The organism is Terrabacter tumescens (assembly GCF_014646815.1).
In the GTDB taxonomy this organism is placed as follows: Bacteria; Actinomycetota; Actinomycetes; order Actinomycetales; family Dermatophilaceae; genus Terrabacter; species Terrabacter tumescens.
On record NZ_BMNZ01000011.1, the window covers coordinates 59,247 to 74,717 of the forward strand.

13 protein-coding genes are annotated in these 15,471 nt (G+C 68.0%); 6 read left to right on the forward strand and 7 right to left on the reverse strand.

Translation table 11 applies throughout. The annotated features are described in order from the left end of the window. Positions 1-93: 93 nt before the first annotated feature. Genes IEY30_RS20620 through IEY30_RS20635 form a run of 4 tightly spaced genes read right to left on the reverse strand, consistent with a single transcriptional unit; the run spans position 94 to position 3,134 of the window. The gene (locus IEY30_RS20620) at positions 94-678 is read right to left on the reverse strand and encodes an arsenate reductase/protein-tyrosine-phosphatase family protein (protein WP_162181035.1); all 585 of its coding nucleotides are present in this window, start codon (positions 676-678) and stop codon (positions 94-96) included. Further along, positions 675-1,280 (reverse strand): dTDP-4-dehydrorhamnose 3,5-epimerase family protein, encoded by a 606-nt coding sequence (locus tag IEY30_RS20625; RefSeq protein ID WP_030203366.1) that lies wholly within the window; start codon positions 1,278-1,280, stop codon positions 675-677. Before IEY30_RS20625 ends, IEY30_RS20620 begins: the two co-directional genes overlap by 4 nt. Continuing rightward, the gene (rfbA, locus tag IEY30_RS20630; RefSeq protein ID WP_030203369.1) at positions 1,280-2,158 is read right to left on the reverse strand and encodes a glucose-1-phosphate thymidylyltransferase RfbA; all 879 of its coding nucleotides are present in this window, start codon (positions 2,156-2,158) and stop codon (positions 1,280-1,282) included. Before rfbA ends, IEY30_RS20625 begins: the two co-directional genes overlap by 1 nt. Positions 2,159-2,207: 49 nt before the next feature. Next, complete coding sequence (locus IEY30_RS20635; protein ID WP_156035493.1) at positions 2,208-3,134, reverse strand: beta propeller repeat protein; 927 nt, start codon at positions 3,132-3,134, stop codon at positions 2,208-2,210. Positions 3,135-3,284: 150 nt separating this feature from the next. Between IEY30_RS20635 and IEY30_RS20640 the strand changes: the two genes are divergently transcribed. Beyond that, positions 3,285-4,868: a tyrosine-protein kinase domain-containing protein gene (locus tag IEY30_RS20640; protein WP_081920679.1), complete on the forward strand. Its 1,584-nt coding sequence runs from the start codon at positions 3,285-3,287 to the stop codon at positions 4,866-4,868. Between the two features lie 106 nt (positions 4,869-4,974). On the opposite strand, the gene IEY30_RS20645 is transcribed toward IEY30_RS20640, so the two are convergent. Next, on the reverse strand, positions 4,975-5,580 hold the full coding sequence (locus IEY30_RS20645; protein WP_052359048.1) for an arsenate reductase/protein-tyrosine-phosphatase family protein: 606 nt from the start codon (positions 5,578-5,580) through the stop codon (positions 4,975-4,977). 147 nt (positions 5,581-5,727) lie between these two features. Next, complete coding sequence (locus IEY30_RS20650; RefSeq protein WP_030203380.1) at positions 5,728-7,071, reverse strand: UDP-glucose dehydrogenase family protein; 1,344 nt, start codon at positions 7,069-7,071, stop codon at positions 5,728-5,730. A gap of 72 nt (positions 7,072-7,143) precedes the next feature. On the opposite strand from IEY30_RS20650, the gene rfbB reads away from it, so the two are divergent. The 5 genes from rfbB (at position 7,144) to IEY30_RS20675 (ending at position 13,294) form a co-directional block, all read left to right on the forward strand. After that, the gene (gene rfbB, locus IEY30_RS20655; protein ID WP_030203382.1) at positions 7,144-8,157 is read left to right on the forward strand and encodes a dTDP-glucose 4,6-dehydratase; all 1,014 of its coding nucleotides are present in this window, start codon (positions 7,144-7,146) and stop codon (positions 8,155-8,157) included. Then, complete coding sequence (gene rfbD, locus IEY30_RS20660; protein ID WP_268240979.1) at positions 8,154-9,008, forward strand: dTDP-4-dehydrorhamnose reductase; 855 nt, start codon at positions 8,154-8,156, stop codon at positions 9,006-9,008. The genes rfbB and rfbD overlap by 4 nt, the downstream gene beginning before the upstream one ends. Before the next feature lie 124 nt (positions 9,009-9,132). Continuing rightward, a complete protein-coding gene (gene asnB / locus IEY30_RS20665; protein ID WP_052359050.1) occupies positions 9,133-11,028 on the forward strand; it encodes an asparagine synthase (glutamine-hydrolyzing) in 1,896 nt (631 codons plus the stop codon). A 74-nt stretch (positions 11,029-11,102) separates the two neighbouring features. Further along, a complete protein-coding gene (locus tag IEY30_RS20670; RefSeq protein WP_030203390.1) occupies positions 11,103-12,029 on the forward strand; it encodes an NAD-dependent epimerase/dehydratase family protein in 927 nt (308 codons plus the stop codon). Continuing rightward, positions 12,026-13,294, forward strand: coding sequence for a nucleotide sugar dehydrogenase (locus IEY30_RS20675; RefSeq protein ID WP_030203392.1), 1,269 nt, complete (start codon positions 12,026-12,028; stop codon positions 13,292-13,294). The genes IEY30_RS20670 and IEY30_RS20675 overlap by 4 nt, the downstream gene beginning before the upstream one ends. Before the next feature lie 858 nt (positions 13,295-14,152). Here IEY30_RS20675 and IEY30_RS20680 read toward each other — a convergent pair. Then, positions 14,153-15,157: an IS481 family transposase gene (locus IEY30_RS20680; RefSeq protein WP_030203396.1), complete on the reverse strand. Its 1,005-nt coding sequence runs from the start codon at positions 15,155-15,157 to the stop codon at positions 14,153-14,155. Positions 15,158-15,471 lie beyond the last annotated feature (314 nt).

The following is a 15,471-nucleotide window of genomic DNA, read 5'->3' on the forward strand; positions in this document are numbered from 1 at the left end:
TGCAACTCCCCCTCGAACGACTGCTCGGCCCTTCCCCCGGGGGACATGCTAGGGGGCGAATCCGCCTGTCACGCGACGGAGTCCGCGGTCGGATCAGCTTCGAGGTGGAGTCAGCGCGGCGACGACGAGAGGCAGCTGCGACTCGATTTCGGTCGACATCAGGTCATATGCCGCAGAGCTGCGCCCGTATGGGTCGGGTATGTCCGACTCGTCCGCGGAGCGGGCGGGATGGAGCCCGCGACGGCCTCGCGCCACCTCGCCGACGATGGCGGCCCATGGCGTGTCGGGACCGGCCTGCGCCGCCTCCGGCGAGCCGGCCAGGTCGGCGTCGCGGACGAGGTCGGCGAGCTCGCCGAGGGTGAAGGTCTTGCGCAGCGCCCGGGGGTGCAGGGCCACGGCGTCACCGCGGTGCTTCTGCGTCGCGGTGATGACGAGGTCGGCGTCATCAAGCATCGAGGGCACGAGCTGCCGCGAGGCGAACCCGGTCGTGTCGGCCCCGACGGCACGGAGCGCCGCCACCGAGCCGGGCTCGATGTCGGCTCCGACGAGGGCGCGCGTGCCGGCGCTCTCGACGACGACGTCCTGCCCGTCGAGCAGCTGCCGAAGCCGCCGCTCGAGGTAGGGCGAGCGGCACACGTTGCCGGTGCATATGACGAGGATGCGCCCGACGCGCCTCAACGGCGCTCCCCCGCCAGCGAGCGGGTGTGGGCGAGGCAGGCCTCGAGCGTGGGGAGCACCCCGGCGGCCTCGGCCTCGTCCAGCGTCGGCGCGGCGGCGTCCTTGGGCGAGAGGATGGGCTCGAAGCCCTCGGGCAGCTTCAGTGCGATCCGCGGGTCGAGGGGCGTGATGCCGCGCTCGCCGGTGGGGTTGAAGACCTCGGAGCAGAGGTAGACCGCGGTCCCGTCCTCGATGCAGGCGAGCGCGTGGCCCAGCCCCTCGGAGAGGTAGACGGCGCGCCGGTCGACGGTGTCGAGCACGACCGAGTCCCACTCCCCGAAGGTCGGCGAGCCGACGCGCAGGTCGACGACGTAGTCGACGAAGACGCCGCCCGTGGCCGTGACGTACTTGGCCTGCGACGGCGGCACGTCGGCGAAGTGGATGCCGCGCAGCGCGCCGCCGGACGAGACGGAGATGTTCGTCTGTCGCACCTGCATCTCGTGGCCGAGGGCCTCGGCGAGGTGGTCGACGCGGAAGCCCTCGGCGAAGACGCCCCGGTCGTCGGGGAACTGGCGCGGCGTGATCTCGAAGGCGCCGTCGATGCGCAGCGGTCGGATGTCCATCAGATGGCCTCCCGGGCCTCGGCGAGCAGGGCGTGCAGGTAGAGGCCGTAGCCGCTCTTAGCCTGGGCGTCGGCGTGCACCTTGAGCTCGTCGTCGGAGATCCACCCGTTGCGCCAGGCGACCTCCTCGACGCAGCCGATCTTCTGCCCCTGCCGTGCCTCGACGACGTGGACGTACTGGCTGGCCTCCATGAGGCCGGTGAACGTGCCGGTGTCGAACCAGGCAGTGCCGCGCGGCAGCGGGGTCACCGTGAGGCTGCCGCGGCGGAGGTACTCGTCGTTGACGGCCGTGATCTCGAGCTCGCCGCGCTCGCTGGGCACGAGGTTGCGGGCGATCTCGACGACGTCGTTGTCGTAGAAGTAGAGGCCGGGCACGGCGTAGCTGGACTTGGGGCGCTTCGGCTTCTCCTCGATGGAGAGGACCGTGCCGTCCTGGTCGAACTCGACGACGCCGTATACCGCGGGGTCGGCCACGCGGTAGGCGAAGACGTGCCCACCGCGGACGTGGGTGTTGTCGCGGAGCCGGGTGCCGAGCCCCGGGCCGAAGAAGATGTTGTCGCCGAGGACGAGGGCCACCTCGTCGTCACCGATGAAGTCGGCACCCAGCACGAACGCCTGGGCGAGTCCGTCGGGACTCGGCTGCACGGCATACGTGATCGACATGCCCCACTGCGTGCCGTCACCGAGGAGGCGCTGGAACTGGTCGGAGTCGGCGGGGGTCGTGATGACGAGGACCTCGCGGATGCCCGCCATCATCAGCGTCGACAGGGGGTAGTAGACCATCGGCTTGTCGTAGACGGGCATGAGCTGCTTGCTGATGCCACGCGTGATGGGGTGCAGCCGCGTGCCCGAGCCGCCGGCGAGGATGATGCCCTTCATGGTCGCCCAGCCTAGGGGGCGATCGTCCAGTGTGCGTCATGCGCACCGGTCACGCGGTGTCGCTCCAGGTCTTGAGGTTGCTGCCGGACCGCCAGGTGGCGTCGGCGACGGCGAGCCAGCCGGCGTCGTCGACGACGCTGAGCGACACGCGGCCCTCGGCGCCCTCGAGGAGGGTCGTGACGCAGGCGACGCGGTCGGTCTTGTCGTCGCCGACCTTGGCGATCTCGACGCCGGCGCAGCCGTCGACCGTGCGGGCGACGTAGACGGTCGGCGTGCCCTTCTCCTCTCGAGCGGCGATGGCGAGGGCGCCCGGGACCGTGGCGAGCGAGCTCCACTTGGAGCCGCCGTCGATGGAGCGCATGAGCCGGCCGTCAGCGCAAGCGGCGACGGCCTTGGAGGCGCTGACGCGGGCGAGGTCGATGACCGTGGTGCCGCCGCAGGGGCGGGCGTCGGGGCGCTTCGGGGTGATGACGAGGGTGGGCTTGTCGCCGCCCGGGACGCGCGACCAGCCGCCCTCGATGTCGCGGGGTCCGCGCCAGGTCTTGCCGTCGTCGTCGGTGGCGTACTCCCCCGCAGAGCAGTCCTTGGGGGCGCCGATGACGAAGCCGCGGTCGGTGCCGACGGGCTGGATGCGCCCTAGGGCTGATGCTGCGCTGTCGCGTTTGGTCCACGTGCGGCCGCCGTCGTCGGTGACCTCGACGGTCGAGCCGGCATCGCGGCAGGTGCCGAGCGTGGCACGCCAGGCGCGCTTGCCGTCGACGGCGGCGATCGCCTGCGTGACCGGGACGGCCTCGGCGGCCTTCGTCGCGGCTGTCGTCGTCGTGGCCGTGGAGGTGGCCGCGGGCACCGGGGTGGGCGCCGACGCGGACGCCTCGGCCGCGTCGGGGCGGAACGCGAGCGCCACGAGGAGGGCGTCCACGACGAGCAGGGCAAGCAGGCCCACGAGCGCCCACCGACCCACGGACCTGTCAGACATCCACCTCATCACGCCCGCCACTCTACGGACCCGCTGGACAGAAACAGCGCATCCCGGGCACCGCCGACTAGGATGCGCGGGAGTGATGTGTCGGATTTGTTCCGGCCAGGAGTCGTGTGACCAGGGCGCGGCCGACGAGAAGAGACGACTGTGGAACTGCAGGACTACCTGAACGTCATCCGGAAGCGATGGATGATCATCGCCGCGGTGACGCTCGTGACCCTCGGCCTCGCCGCCGCCTACACCGCCCTGTCACCGCGGACGTATGCCGCGACGACGCAGTTCTACATCTCGACGGCGGGTGACGACAGCACCTCGTCCTTGCAGCAGGGCAACACGTTCAGCCAGTCCAAGGTCAAGACGTACGCGCAGCTGCTCGAGACGGGAAAGGTGCTCAACCCCGTCATCGAGAAGTCCGGTGTCAAGACCACTGCGGCCAAGCTGGGTCCCCAGATCACCTCCTCGATCCCGGTGGAGACCAGCCTCATCGACGTCACCGTCGCCGGAAGCTCCCCGGACGCGGCGCTGCGCGTCGCCCAGGCCCTCGGGGACGTCTTCCCGAAGATCATCGCCGACTACGAGAGCCGGCCGGGCAAGGAGAGCCCTGTCCTCGTGAGGGTGTCCGAGGACGCAGAGGCCCAGACTGCACCGGTGAGCCCGAAGCCGACGCGCAACCTCGCCCTCGGCCTCGTGCTGGGCCTGCTCCTGGGGTTCGGCGCGGCCCTGCTGCGTGACGTGCTCGACAAGTCGGTCAAGTCCCAGCGCGACCTCGAGACGGTCACCGACCGCACCATCCTCGGCGGCATCGCATACGACACCGACGCGTCGGCCCACCCGCTCATCGTCCAGGTCGACCCGCGCTCGCAGCGTGCCGAGGCCTTCCGCTCGCTGCGCACCAACCTCCAGTTCATCGACGTCGCCAACCCGCCGAAGTCGATCGTCGTCACCTCCTCGCTCCCCGGTGAGGGCAAGTCGACGACCACCGCGAACCTCGCGCTCAGCCTCGCCGAGACCGGCCTCAAGGTCGTCGTCATCGAGGGCGACCTGCGCCGCCCGCGCCTGCTCGACTACCTCGGGTTCGAGGGCTCCGTGGGCCTGACCGACGTGCTTGTCGGCCGGGTCGAGGTCGACGACGTGCTCCAGCCCTTCGGTCGCACCGGGCTGCGGCTGCTGGGCGCCGGCCCCATTCCGCCCAACCCGAGCGAGCTGCTCGGCTCGGCCAACATGGAGCAGCTCATCGAGGACCTGACGGAGCGCTTCGACTACGTCCTCATCGACGCGCCTCCGCTGCTGCCCGTGACCGACGCAGCCGTGCTGAGCACGATCGTCGACGGCGCCCTCGTGGTCGTCGGCGCCGGCGTGGCCCAGCGCGAGCACGTGCGCCGGGCGCTGGAGTCGCTCGAGGCCGTCAACGGCTCGGTGCTCGGCCTGATCCTCAACCGGGTCAAGGCCAAGGAGCTGGGGGCGGGCTACGGCACGTACGAGTACGACTACCGCCCCGAGAGCGAGCGCCAGCGCGCCAAGGGCCGGTCCGTGCCTCAGCAGCGGCGACCGGTCGCGCCGGTCGACGAGGACCTCGGTCCTGTCATCCCGCGCCCGTCAGCGACCTCGACTCGCCCCGACGACGTCGCCCCGGCACCCGGCTACGCCACCGGGCCGGCGCGTGGATCCTTCACTGACCAGCCGTACGCCGGCCAGCCCGGCTTCCCGGCTGACGACTCGATCTTCCACTGACGTCTCGCGGCGTCACTGGAGACGCGACGAAGGCCCCGTGACCGTCGGTCACGGGGCCTTCGTCGTCTCTGCTGACCGGATCCGGGGTCGGACCGTCGGGCCCGTCTTAGGTCCGCGTCGCGCGGGACGACCCGGCGACGGCCCCCATGGCAGCGACAACTACGCCGAGGAAGTCCTCGATGCGGTCGAAGGCCTCGGTGTGGGTCCGTGCCGACTGGCCGTACGGGTCGACGACGTCGATGTCGAACGCGTCACGAGGGGCCACCGTGCCACGCGCTGCGGCCGCCTCGGCGACCACCTGCGGGAGCCACGGACGGGTCGGTGAGATCGGTCGCCAGGTGGCCGAGGACCGACACAGGTCGGCGAAGTCGCCGAGGGCGAAGATCCGGCGCATCGCGGCGGGGCGCACGCGGGCAACCTCACCCCGGTGCGTGCGAGTCATCGTCAGCACCAGCTCGGCGCCGTCCAGTAGCTGCGGCGTCACGGCACGCGCGGCGAAGTCGGTCACGTCCGCCCCGAGCCGTCTGAGCTGCTCGCTGGTCTGACTCTCGATGTCAGAGTGGACCACAGCGCCCGTGCCGGCGCTCGTGATCGGGACGCCCGTGTCGGGCAGCAGCTGCCGCAGGCGCCTCTCTGCGTATGGCGACCGACAGATGTTGCCGGTGCAGACGAATAGGATGCCGCGGTTCTGAGGGGAGTCCCCGAGCATCATGCCCCCCGATTTCTTTTGGCGTGAATGCTTGAGGCTCGATCCTAGGTGCGACTCAAGTGGCGGGTGAGCAGAAAACGCAGTATTGGCGGGTTTGTCTCAGGGGGCGCCCAGCCTGCGTCGAGGTCTGCCGCGACCCGGGACGCGCGGTCACCAGACGGAGCTCGACCGGCGACCCATTCCCCGGTAGTCCCAGCCGGCGTCGGACCAAGCTCGCGGGTCAAGCACGTTGCGGCCGTCGATGATGCGTGGCGTCGACACGAGCGACTTGGCGTGGGCGGGGTCGAGCTCGACGTAGTCCTTCCACGCCGTGAGCAGCATGACGAGGTCGGCCCCTGCGAGCGCCTCGTCGGCCGAGTCGACGATCTGCAGGTCGGGCCGTGCGAGGCGCACAGCGTCAGCGCCGGCAGGGTCCGTGGCGACCACGTTCGCGCCGCGGCCCCAGAGACGTCCGGCGATGTCGAGGGCGGGCGAGTCGCGCACGTCGTCGCTGTCCGGCTTGAAGGTGAGGCCGAGCACGGCCACCTTGACCCCGACCAGGCGTCCGCCGGCCATCTGGGCGGCGAGCTCGACGGCGTGGTCGCGGCGGCGCATGTTGATCGAGTCGACCTCACGCAGGAACGTCAGGGACTGGTCGACCCCGAGCTCCCCGGCGCGGGCCATGAAGGCGCGGATGTCCTTGGGCAGGCAGCCTCCCCCGAAGCCGATGCCGGCCTGCAGGAACTTCGAGCCGATGCGGTCGTCGTGGCCGATGGCCTCGGCCAGGCGCGAAACGTCGGCGCCGGACGCGTCGCAGAGCTCGGCCATCGAGTTGATGAACGAGATCTTCGTGGCGAGGAAGGAGTTGGCGGCCACCTTGACCAGCTCGGCAGTGGGGTAGTTGACGAGCAGGCGCGGGATGCCGGCCTCGATGATCGGGGCGTAGACCTCGTCGACGACCGCCCGCCCGATCTCGCCGTGCTCCCGGTCGTCGGGCAGGCCGTAGACGACGCGGTCGGGTCGCTGGGTGTCCTGCACGGCATACCCCTCCCGGAGGAACTCCGGGTTCCACACGACGACGGCGTCCACACCGGCCTCGGCGAGCCGCTCAGCGATGGCTCCGGCGGTGCCGACAGGGACGGTCGACTTGCCGACGACGACGATGGGGCCGTCCGGGTGCGGGGTCGCGTTGGCGATGATGTCGTCGACAGCCGACCAGACGTAGGACATGTCGGCCGCGTAGCTTCCGCCCCGCTGCGGCGTGCCTACTGCGATGAAGTGCACGCGGGCGCCCGCGAGGGCGGTCTTGTCGGTCGTGAAGCGCAGCGAGCCGCGTTCGACGCCCTGACGCAGGAGCGGCTCAAGGCCCGGTTCGTGGAACGACGGGATGCCAGCGGCGAGCTTGTTCACCTTGCCCGCGTCGATGTCGACGCCGACGACGTCGTGACCGAAGTCGGCCATGCACGCGGCGTGCACCGCTCCGAGATATCCGCATCCGATGACCGAGATCTTCACGCGGGGAGCATATCGACCGCAGGCGAACCGTCAGTGGCCGCGACAGTGGCCGGGTTCGTTATCCTCGGGCCCATGCGAGTACTGGTCACCGGCGGCGCCGGCTTCATCGGGTCGAACTTCGTCCTCCGTGCGCGAGAGACGCGCCCCGACTGGACGCTGACGGTCATCGACTCGATGACGTATGCCGCCAACCGCCACTCGCTGGCGCCCGTCCTGTCCGAGCTGGGCGGTGACGGTTCCGTCCGTCTCGTCGAGGGCTCGGTCGCGGACGCGGCGCTCGTCGATGGCCTCGTCGCCGACCACGACGTCGTCGTCCACTTCGCCGCCGAGTCACACAACGACAACAGCCTCGACAGCCCGTGGCCGTTCGTCGAGAGCAACGTCGTCGGCACGTTCACGCTCCTCGAGGCGATCCGCAAGCACGGCAAGCGCCTGCACCACATCTCGACCGACGAGGTCTACGGCGACCTCGAGCTCGACGACCCCGAGCGGTTCACCGAGCGCACGCCGGTCAACCCGTCGTCTCCCTACTCGGCCACCAAGGCCGGCGCGGACCTGCTCGTGCGGGCCTGGATCCGCTCCTTCGGCATCGACGCGACGGTGTCGAACTGCTCGAACAACTACGGCCCCCGCCAGCACGTAGAGAAGTTCATCCCCCGACAGATCACCAACATTCTCGACGGGGTCAAGCCCAAGGTCTACGGCTCCGGGCTTAACGTCCGTGACTGGATCCACGTCGACGACCACAACGACGCCGTCATCGCGATCCTCGAGCAGGGCCGTCTTGGCGAGACCTACCTCATCGGCGCCGACGGCGAGCGCAACAACCTCGACATCGTGCGCATGCTGCTCGAGATCATGGGCAAGCCGGCGGACTGGTTCGACCACGTCGACGACCGCCCGGGCCACGACCTGCGTTATGCGATCGACTCCTCCAAGCTGCGCGCAGAGACCGACTGGCGGCCCCGCTACGGCGACGTGCGCGCCGGTCTCGAGGCGACAGTCGAGTGGTACGCCGCGAACCGTGACTGGTGGGAGGCCGCCAAGGTCGAGTCCGAGCGCACGTACGCGCGGCTCGGCCGGTGACCACCTCCTCCCCCGGTCGCGCCCTCGTCACCGGGGCCAGCGGCATGCTGGCCCACGACCTCGTGCCGGCGCTCCGCCAGGCCGGCTGGGTCGTCACGGCCATGGACCGCAACGACCTGGACGTGACAGACCCGGCTGAGTGCGTGGCCGCGATCGACGGCCACGACCTCGTCGTCAATGGTGCGGCCTACACAGCCGTGGACGACGCCGAGACCCACGAGGCAGCAGCCTTCGCCGTCAACGCGGTCGGAGCGGCAAACGTCGCCCGGGCCTGCTCACGCGCTGCTGCGCGTCTCGTCCACGTGTCCACCGACTACGTCTTCGAAGGCACGGCCACCGAGCCGTATGCCGTCGACCAACCGGTGGCGCCTCGCACCGCCTACGGCCGCACCAAGGCGGCTGGTGAGTGGGCGGTTCGGGCGCTGTGCCACGACTCCTGGGTCGTGCGCACCGCGTGGCTCTACGGCGCAGGTGGCCCTAACTTCGTGTCGACCATGCTCCGCCTCGCCGGTGAGCGCGAGACACTGTCCGTGGTCAACGACCAGGTGGGTCAGCCCACGTGGACCGTTGACCTGGCAGATCTGATCGTGCGTCTCGTAGACGCGGAGGCTCCCTTCGGGATCCACCACGGCACGTCTAGAGGTCAGACGACATGGTTCGGCTTCGCCCGCGCCGTGTTCGAGCTGAACGGCCTTGACCCGGAGCGCGTCCTCCCCACCACGACCGAGGCCTTCCCGCGTCCCGCAAAACGCCCGGCGTGGAGCGTGCTGTCGCACGAATCTCTGCATCGTTGCCACGTTGTGCCGATAGGTGACTGGCGAGGGTCACTGGCCCTGCACTCAACTCACTAGGACAGACGGTCCCCCGGAGACTTTGGTCCTCGAAGTTGAGTCTGCACTTTGGAGAATTGGTCCAGTTCGTAGTGCTACTTTACGATCGCTATGCCTCGGCTTGACTGAACAGGGGAGATTGTCCATGTGTGGAATCGCTGGGATCGTGCACCCCGATCCCAGAGTGCGCGGCTCGCTGTCTGATGCACTTATGACGATCCGCCACCGAGGTCCCGACGAGCAGGGCCAAGCGGATTCGGGCTTCGTCGCCCTGGGCATGACCCGGCTGTCCGTGATCGACATCGACGGCGGCCACCAGCCCATGATCAGCAGCGACGGCAACTTGACGGTTATCTTCAATGGCGAGATCTACAACTATCGTGAAATCGCTGTGCGGCTCCTCGCGCAAGGGTGCGTCCTGAGGACCGACTCCGACACCGAGGTGCTGCTTCACCTCTACGAGATGCACGGGGACGAACTCGTCCAGCACCTTCGGGGGATGTTTGCATTCGTGCTCTACGACGCGCGCCGAAACCGCCTTCTCATGGGTCGTGATCGTCTGGGCAAGAAGCCCCTCTACTACGCCCAGCCAGACCAGAAAACCCTCTTCTTCGCGTCAGAGCTCAAGGCGCTGCGGCCCTTGGCCGTTGCAGCCGGCATGCCCCTGCGCGTGAGTAGCCAGGCGATCTACGACTACCTCTCCTTCGGGGTGGTCCCGCAGCCCTCCACGATCTTCGACGGCGTGCAGATCCTCCCTGCTGGTTCGATCGGTACGTTTGAAAACGGCCTCCTGGACATCGCCTCCTACTGGTCCCCCGCATTCACACCCAAGCTGGACATCCCGTACGCGGAGGCACAGGACCAAGCTCGCGCGCTGATACGAGACGCCGTCAACATCAGGTTGCGCTCGGACGTGCCGCTGGGCGTTCTGCTCTCGGGTGGGCTCGACAGCTCCATCGTCGCCTACGAGGCTGTGGCAGCCGGAGCGCGCGACCTCCAGACCTTCACGGTCGCCACCGGTGGAACCCTCGACGAGTCGGCTGTGGCGCAGCGCACCGCGGCACACCTCGGCGTTGCCAGTACCGTCCTACCGCTTCAGGTCGATCCCCTGGCTGGCATACACCGGGTCGTCAAGGCGTACGACCAGCCCTACGCCGACTCAAGCGCCATCGCGACGATGCAGATCTCTGAGTTGGCCCGCCAGCACGTGACCGTGGCGCTCAATGGCGATGGAGGTGACGAGGTCTTTGGTGGCTACCGTCGCTATGTTGCGGCTGCCTCATTCGGCCGCCTGGACGGCTTGGGCGGTGTCCCTATAGCACGTGCCGCGCAGGCGCTCGGTCATTTCTCCGCCGGTCGCCGCTCGGCATTGGGCTTCGCGTCGCGGCTGGCGGCCGGACTGTCCCTGACGCCCGACGAGCGCTACCTCTCCTGGACGACGGACATGCTCCGCGAGACCGACAAGGCGGCGTGGTGGCATGGTGCTGGCTGTGCTCCCTCGGAGCGCTTGGTCGCCGGCACGCGGAGACCGGATTTGTCCCATCTCGACCAGTCCATGCTGAGTGATGTCACCCTCAACCTGCGCTCGGACCTGCTGGTCAAGATGGACATCGGCACTATGAGCGCGTCCCTCGAGGCGCGCTCCCCCTTCCTCGACCACGAGGTGGCCAGCTTTGGCTGGGCGCTCCAAGCGGGATATCGCGTGAGGGGCCGCACCACCAAGCGCATCCTCCGTGACGCGTACCGGTCGGACCTTCCACAGGAGGTCCTCGGCGGCGCCAAGCGCGGTTTCGAAGTACCGATGCAACAGTGGCTGGACGGTCCACTTCGGCCTCTCCTCCTTGACACGCTCACGTCCGGATCTGCTCGGCTCTACGAGTTCCTCGACCGTGACCTGGTGCGCGGACTTCTCGATGGTCACGGCCTGCCCGATCGCAATCGCACCTACGTGGTCTACGCCCTGCTCGTGCTCGAACTGTGGCTTCAGGAACAGTCGACGGAGGATTTGGCTTCCCCCGGATGCCGGGTGACGAGATCATGAGACGGCCGAACGAAGGCTCGCTGAACGTGCCGTAGGATCAGACAAGCTTGGTCAGACTGTCACGGAAAGCACATATGCGACTGCTCATCACGGGGGGAGCCGGTTTCATCGGTTCGAACCTCGCCCGCCTTGCCCTCCAGTCCGGTCACGCGGTGACGGTGCTCGACGACTTCTCCACCGGGTACCGGGAGAACGTCGACGACATTGACGTGCGTCTCGTCGAGGGGTCCGTCGCCGATCGCGACGCCACCGAAGACGCTGTCGCGGGAGCGGACGCTGTGGTACATCTCGGGGCGCTCGGCAGCGTCCCCAGGAGCATCGCGGACCCCATTGCGAGCCACGTGGCCAACGCGACCGGCACGCTGACGCTCCTGGAGTCCGCGCGCGCCGCAGGGGTCGCGCACGTGTCTTGCGCATCGTCAAGCTCCGTCTACGGCATGAACCCTGCACTCCCGAAGCACGAACGTGAGTGGGTTCGCCCGATGAGTCCCTACGCGGTCACCAAGCTCGCGACCGAGCAGTACACGCTGTGCTATCAGCAGGCATACGGCATGGACACGCTCGCGTTCCGCTTCTTCAACGTCTACGGCCCGCGCCAGCGAGCAGGTCACGTCTACGCCGCCGTGATCCCCGTCTTCCTCGACGCACTCATGCGCGGAGAGTCCCTGCCGATCAACGGAGACGGACGCAACTCCCGCGACTTCACCTATGTCGGCGCCGTCTGCAAAGTGCTGCTAGACGCGGCCGAGCGTCGTGTCACCCACCCGGAGCCGGTCAACCTCGCCTTCGGCACCAACACGACACTCCTCGAGCTCGTGTCGCGCATCGAGCATGCGGCCGGCATGACCGCGGAGGTCGTGCACAGGGACCCGCGTCCAGGCGACGTGAAGCACTCCCAGGCCGACAACGCGAGCCTGCGTGCGCTCTTCCCGAATGTGTCGCCAGTGTCCCTCGATGAGGGCCTCGCCGAAACCGTCAGCTGGTTCAAGGAGATCTCATGAGCAAAAACCTCGTCGTTGTCGGACAGGGCTACGTCGGCCTCCCGATGGCCCTGCGTGCAGCCGAAGTCGGGCTCAAGGTTCACGGTCTGGACACGAACATAGCAACGGTGGCTGCTCTCAACTCCGGCACCTCACACATCGACGATGTCAGCGATGCCTACCTCGCTGCGGGCATCGCCAACGGCTACGAGGCGACGACCGATCCGTCGTGCATCGCGAACGCCGATGTGGTTGTAGTCTGCGTGCCCACGCCCCTAGCCGCCGAGGGCGGTCCCGACCTGGGCCCGGTGGAGGGCGCAGCACGGGTCATCGGCGAGCACCTCTCCCCCGACACCCTGGTCATCCTCGAGTCCACGACATATCCGGGGACCACCGAAGAGGTCTTCGCGCCGCTCGTCACGCGCAGCCGCTTCGACGTCGGCAGCGACGTCTTCATCGCCTTCTCCCCCGAGCGCATCGACCCCGGCAACGCCACCTACGGTGTCAGGAACACGCCCAAGGTGGTCGGCGGCATGACCCCAGAGTGCACCCACCGCGCCAAGGACTTCTACAGCCTCTTCATCGACACCGTCGTGGAGGCCCGGGGCGCCAAGGAGGCCGAGATGGCCAAGCTTCTCGAGAACACCTTCCGGCACGTCAACATCGCCCTCGTCAACGAGATGCTGCGCTTTTCGCAGGAGCTCGACATCGACCTGTGGGACGCGATCGACTGCGCCGAGACCAAGCCCTTCGGCTTCATGGCCTTCCGTCCTGGTCCTGGCGTCGGCGGCCACTGCATCCCCGTCGACCCCTCTTACCTCTCGCACCGCGTGAAAGCCAAACTCGGCTACGCCTTCCGCATGGTCGAGCTCGCTGAGGAGATCAACCACGCAGCGCCCGATTACGTCGCCTCACGTGCTTGGTCGCTGCTCAACGATCAGGGCAAGGCCGTCAACGGCTCGCGCGTGCTGCTCCTGGGCGTCACCTACAAGCCGGACATCGCAGACTGCCGCGAGAGCCCGGCCGACCCGCTGGCCGCCCGCCTCGCGTCGTGGGGGGCAGACGTGTCGTACCACGACCCGTTTGTTCCGCGGTGGAGCCCCCGCGGTGTGTCGAACGTCTTGACTTGCGCGGCTGACCTCAACAACGCCGTCGACGCCGCAGACCTCGTCGTCCTCCTTCAACCGCACTCCGACTACGACTTCGAGGCGGTCGTGAGGCGAGATACCCACATCCTCGACACCCGGGGTGCGCTGGCAGCAGAGAAGAACGTTCACCGCCTCTAGTACGCTCATCGGCGACGGGCAGACAGGACCTACGAAATTCGAAGGCATTCTCCCTTCCTGCCTTCGAAGGCGAGCAGAGCCCGCATCATCCCTGACCAGGTCATCCGGCGACGTGTGGCTCCTCCTACGGTGAGCCTTCCCAATGTCAGACGACTCATCTCTGACGGCTGACATCATCAACGCAGGTCAAATTCTTAGCTTCATGCCACTCGGCACAAGGAAGTCGATGCGGTGGCACCGAGACGACTACAACGCTGACGCCTATCGATGTGCATCGAATGCACCTCGACCTAGAGACGCAGTTCAAGTGTGGTCGCAGATGGCCTGTCATCAGTGGACACCATTCAAAGAACGTGTTGTTAGGTTTATGAAATCCGGGTTGGCGAGCAACTCAGTTATGCGTCGCGGCTGAGAAGTACTGCCTCCCAGAGCCCCAAATGAGGTCGATGGATCCATGGCTAGCCGAACCACGTCTGGGCTAAGCCGGCCGCCGTCTGTCAACACATCAGCGTGCGAAAACTAATCTCCTATGTTCTTGGGTTCTGATGTTGGGCAGCATCTCGATGTCGCGGTTCCGGGCCGCTAGCTGGCGTCCTTGCGGGGTCAGGATGTCGGCGTGGTAAACGATGCCCTCGATGATCGCGGCCGGGGACTGCTCGGTCTCAGAAGAGCCCGCTCCAGCCGCGACAGGGCATGTTGCTGAAGATCAGAGAGGCGCGTTCGTGAAGGAGACGAGTTGGAAGAACAGATGGGGTGGCGCGGTCGACTGGGAGGCAGCCGACTTCGTCGATAAAGGGTAGGCAGTGTCGGCGCAGACAGCGAGCGCGTTGGGGTGGACATCCCGGCGGCACGCCTCAGCTAGTTGTAGTTGCTCATGACGTTGGTGACGCCGGTCTTGAGTCGTGAGGCTGGGGGCTGGTCCCGGGCGGCGGTGTGGGGCCGATGGTAGTTGTAGTGGATCAGCCAGGTGCCGATCGCGTCGGAGCGCTGCTCCTCGCTGGTCCATGGGTGGGCGTAGAGCAGCTCGGCGGCGAGGGTCCGCTGGTAGCGCTCGACCTTGCCGTTGTGCTTGGGCGTGTAGGGCTTGATCCGCTGGTGGCGTGCCCCGAACGCAGTCACAGCGCGGGTGAAGACCGTTGCGCGGTAGCAGGACCCGTTGTCGGTCACGACGCGGGTGAGCGTGGTGATGCCGTGCGCGGCGAAGAACGCTCTCGCCCGGGACAGGAACGCGACCGCGGAGGCGGCGGTCTCGTCGGGCATCGGTTCGGTGTAGCCGAGCCGGGAGAAGCCGTCGACGGCGGAGTGCAGGTAGGTGTACCCGGCGCGGGCGCCGGCGCTCTTCGCGCGGTCGACCGCGCGTGTCTGGTCCGAGCCCCGGCCGTGGACGTGCCAGCCGCCGCCGTCCGGTATCCGGCCGACCTTCTTGATGTCGACGTGGACCATGTGCCCCGGCCAGCGGGCTGTGATCGTGCCGGGAGCGCGCAGTGGTTGCCCGTCGGCGTCGAGGTGGTCCAGGCGGTGCAGTCCGAGCCGGTGCAGCCATCGGGTGACTGTCGCGACCGAGATGGCCACCCCGGCCTGGTTCAGCTCCAGGGTGATCCGTCGGGCTGACCACTTCTTCGCGCGGAGCTTCGCGATCTGCTCGATGACCTCGGGCGGGGTCCGGGTCGGCCGGTTCGTCGGGGCGCTGGAGCGGTCGATCAGGCCCGCGTCGCCGTGCTCGCGCCATCGGGCGAACCACTTGCCCAGACACTGGCGGGACACGCCCGCCTCCGCGGCGACGTGCGCGATCGGGCGGTGCTGACAGCGGCGGACCAGGCGCAGCCGTCCTTCCGGGGTCAGCGGAGCATCACGGTGGGACATAGGGCAGGTCCTTCCGGCTGGCATGAAGACGAGTTGGTTAGCGCTACTCATCTTGCCGCCAAGGACCTGCCCGTCCTCATGTCACGCCGATGTCACCAACCTCATGAGCCGCAACAGCTAGTCGGGTGATCCGTTCGGTCGCTGTCGTTGCCAGCACGCGGCGGCCGCGGCCCGCAGCGGCGAATTTTGAGGCGCTGGGAAGAGTGGGTTTGCTGGCGCCGCGCCGTCCGAAGAGCATGTCCCGTCCCGGGTTTAGTGGAGGCTCGGAACTGACGTTTTGACAGTAGCCGTCACGGGGTTCTGTCGGTAGTGCT

Bases quoted from the DNA above. Each gene is read 5' to 3' on its own strand.
- IEY30_RS20680 (WP_030203396.1), bottom strand. From the start codon at position 15,157: ATGTCCCACCGTGATGCTCCGCTGACCCCGGAAGGACGGCTGCGCCTG.
- rfbA (WP_030203369.1), bottom strand. From the start codon at position 2,158: ATGAAGGGCATCATCCTCGCCGGCGGCTCGGGCACGCGGCTGCACCCC.
- IEY30_RS20675 (WP_030203392.1), top strand. From the start codon at position 12,026: ATGAGCAAAAACCTCGTCGTTGTCGGACAGGGCTACGTCGGCCTCCCG.
- rfbB (WP_030203382.1), top strand. From the start codon at position 7,144: ATGCGAGTACTGGTCACCGGCGGCGCCGGCTTCATCGGGTCGAACTTC.
- IEY30_RS20670 (WP_030203390.1), top strand. From the start codon at position 11,103: ATGCGACTGCTCATCACGGGGGGAGCCGGTTTCATCGGTTCGAACCTC.
- IEY30_RS20635 (WP_156035493.1), bottom strand. From the start codon at position 3,134: ATGTCTGACAGGTCCGTGGGTCGGTGGGCGCTCGTGGGCCTGCTTGCC.
- asnB (WP_052359050.1), top strand. From the start codon at position 9,133: ATGTGTGGAATCGCTGGGATCGTGCACCCCGATCCCAGAGTGCGCGGC.
- IEY30_RS20645 (WP_052359048.1), bottom strand. From the start codon at position 5,580: ATGATGCTCGGGGACTCCCCTCAGAACCGCGGCATCCTATTCGTCTGC.
- IEY30_RS20625 (WP_030203366.1), bottom strand. From the start codon at position 1,280: ATGGACATCCGACCGCTGCGCATCGACGGCGCCTTCGAGATCACGCCG.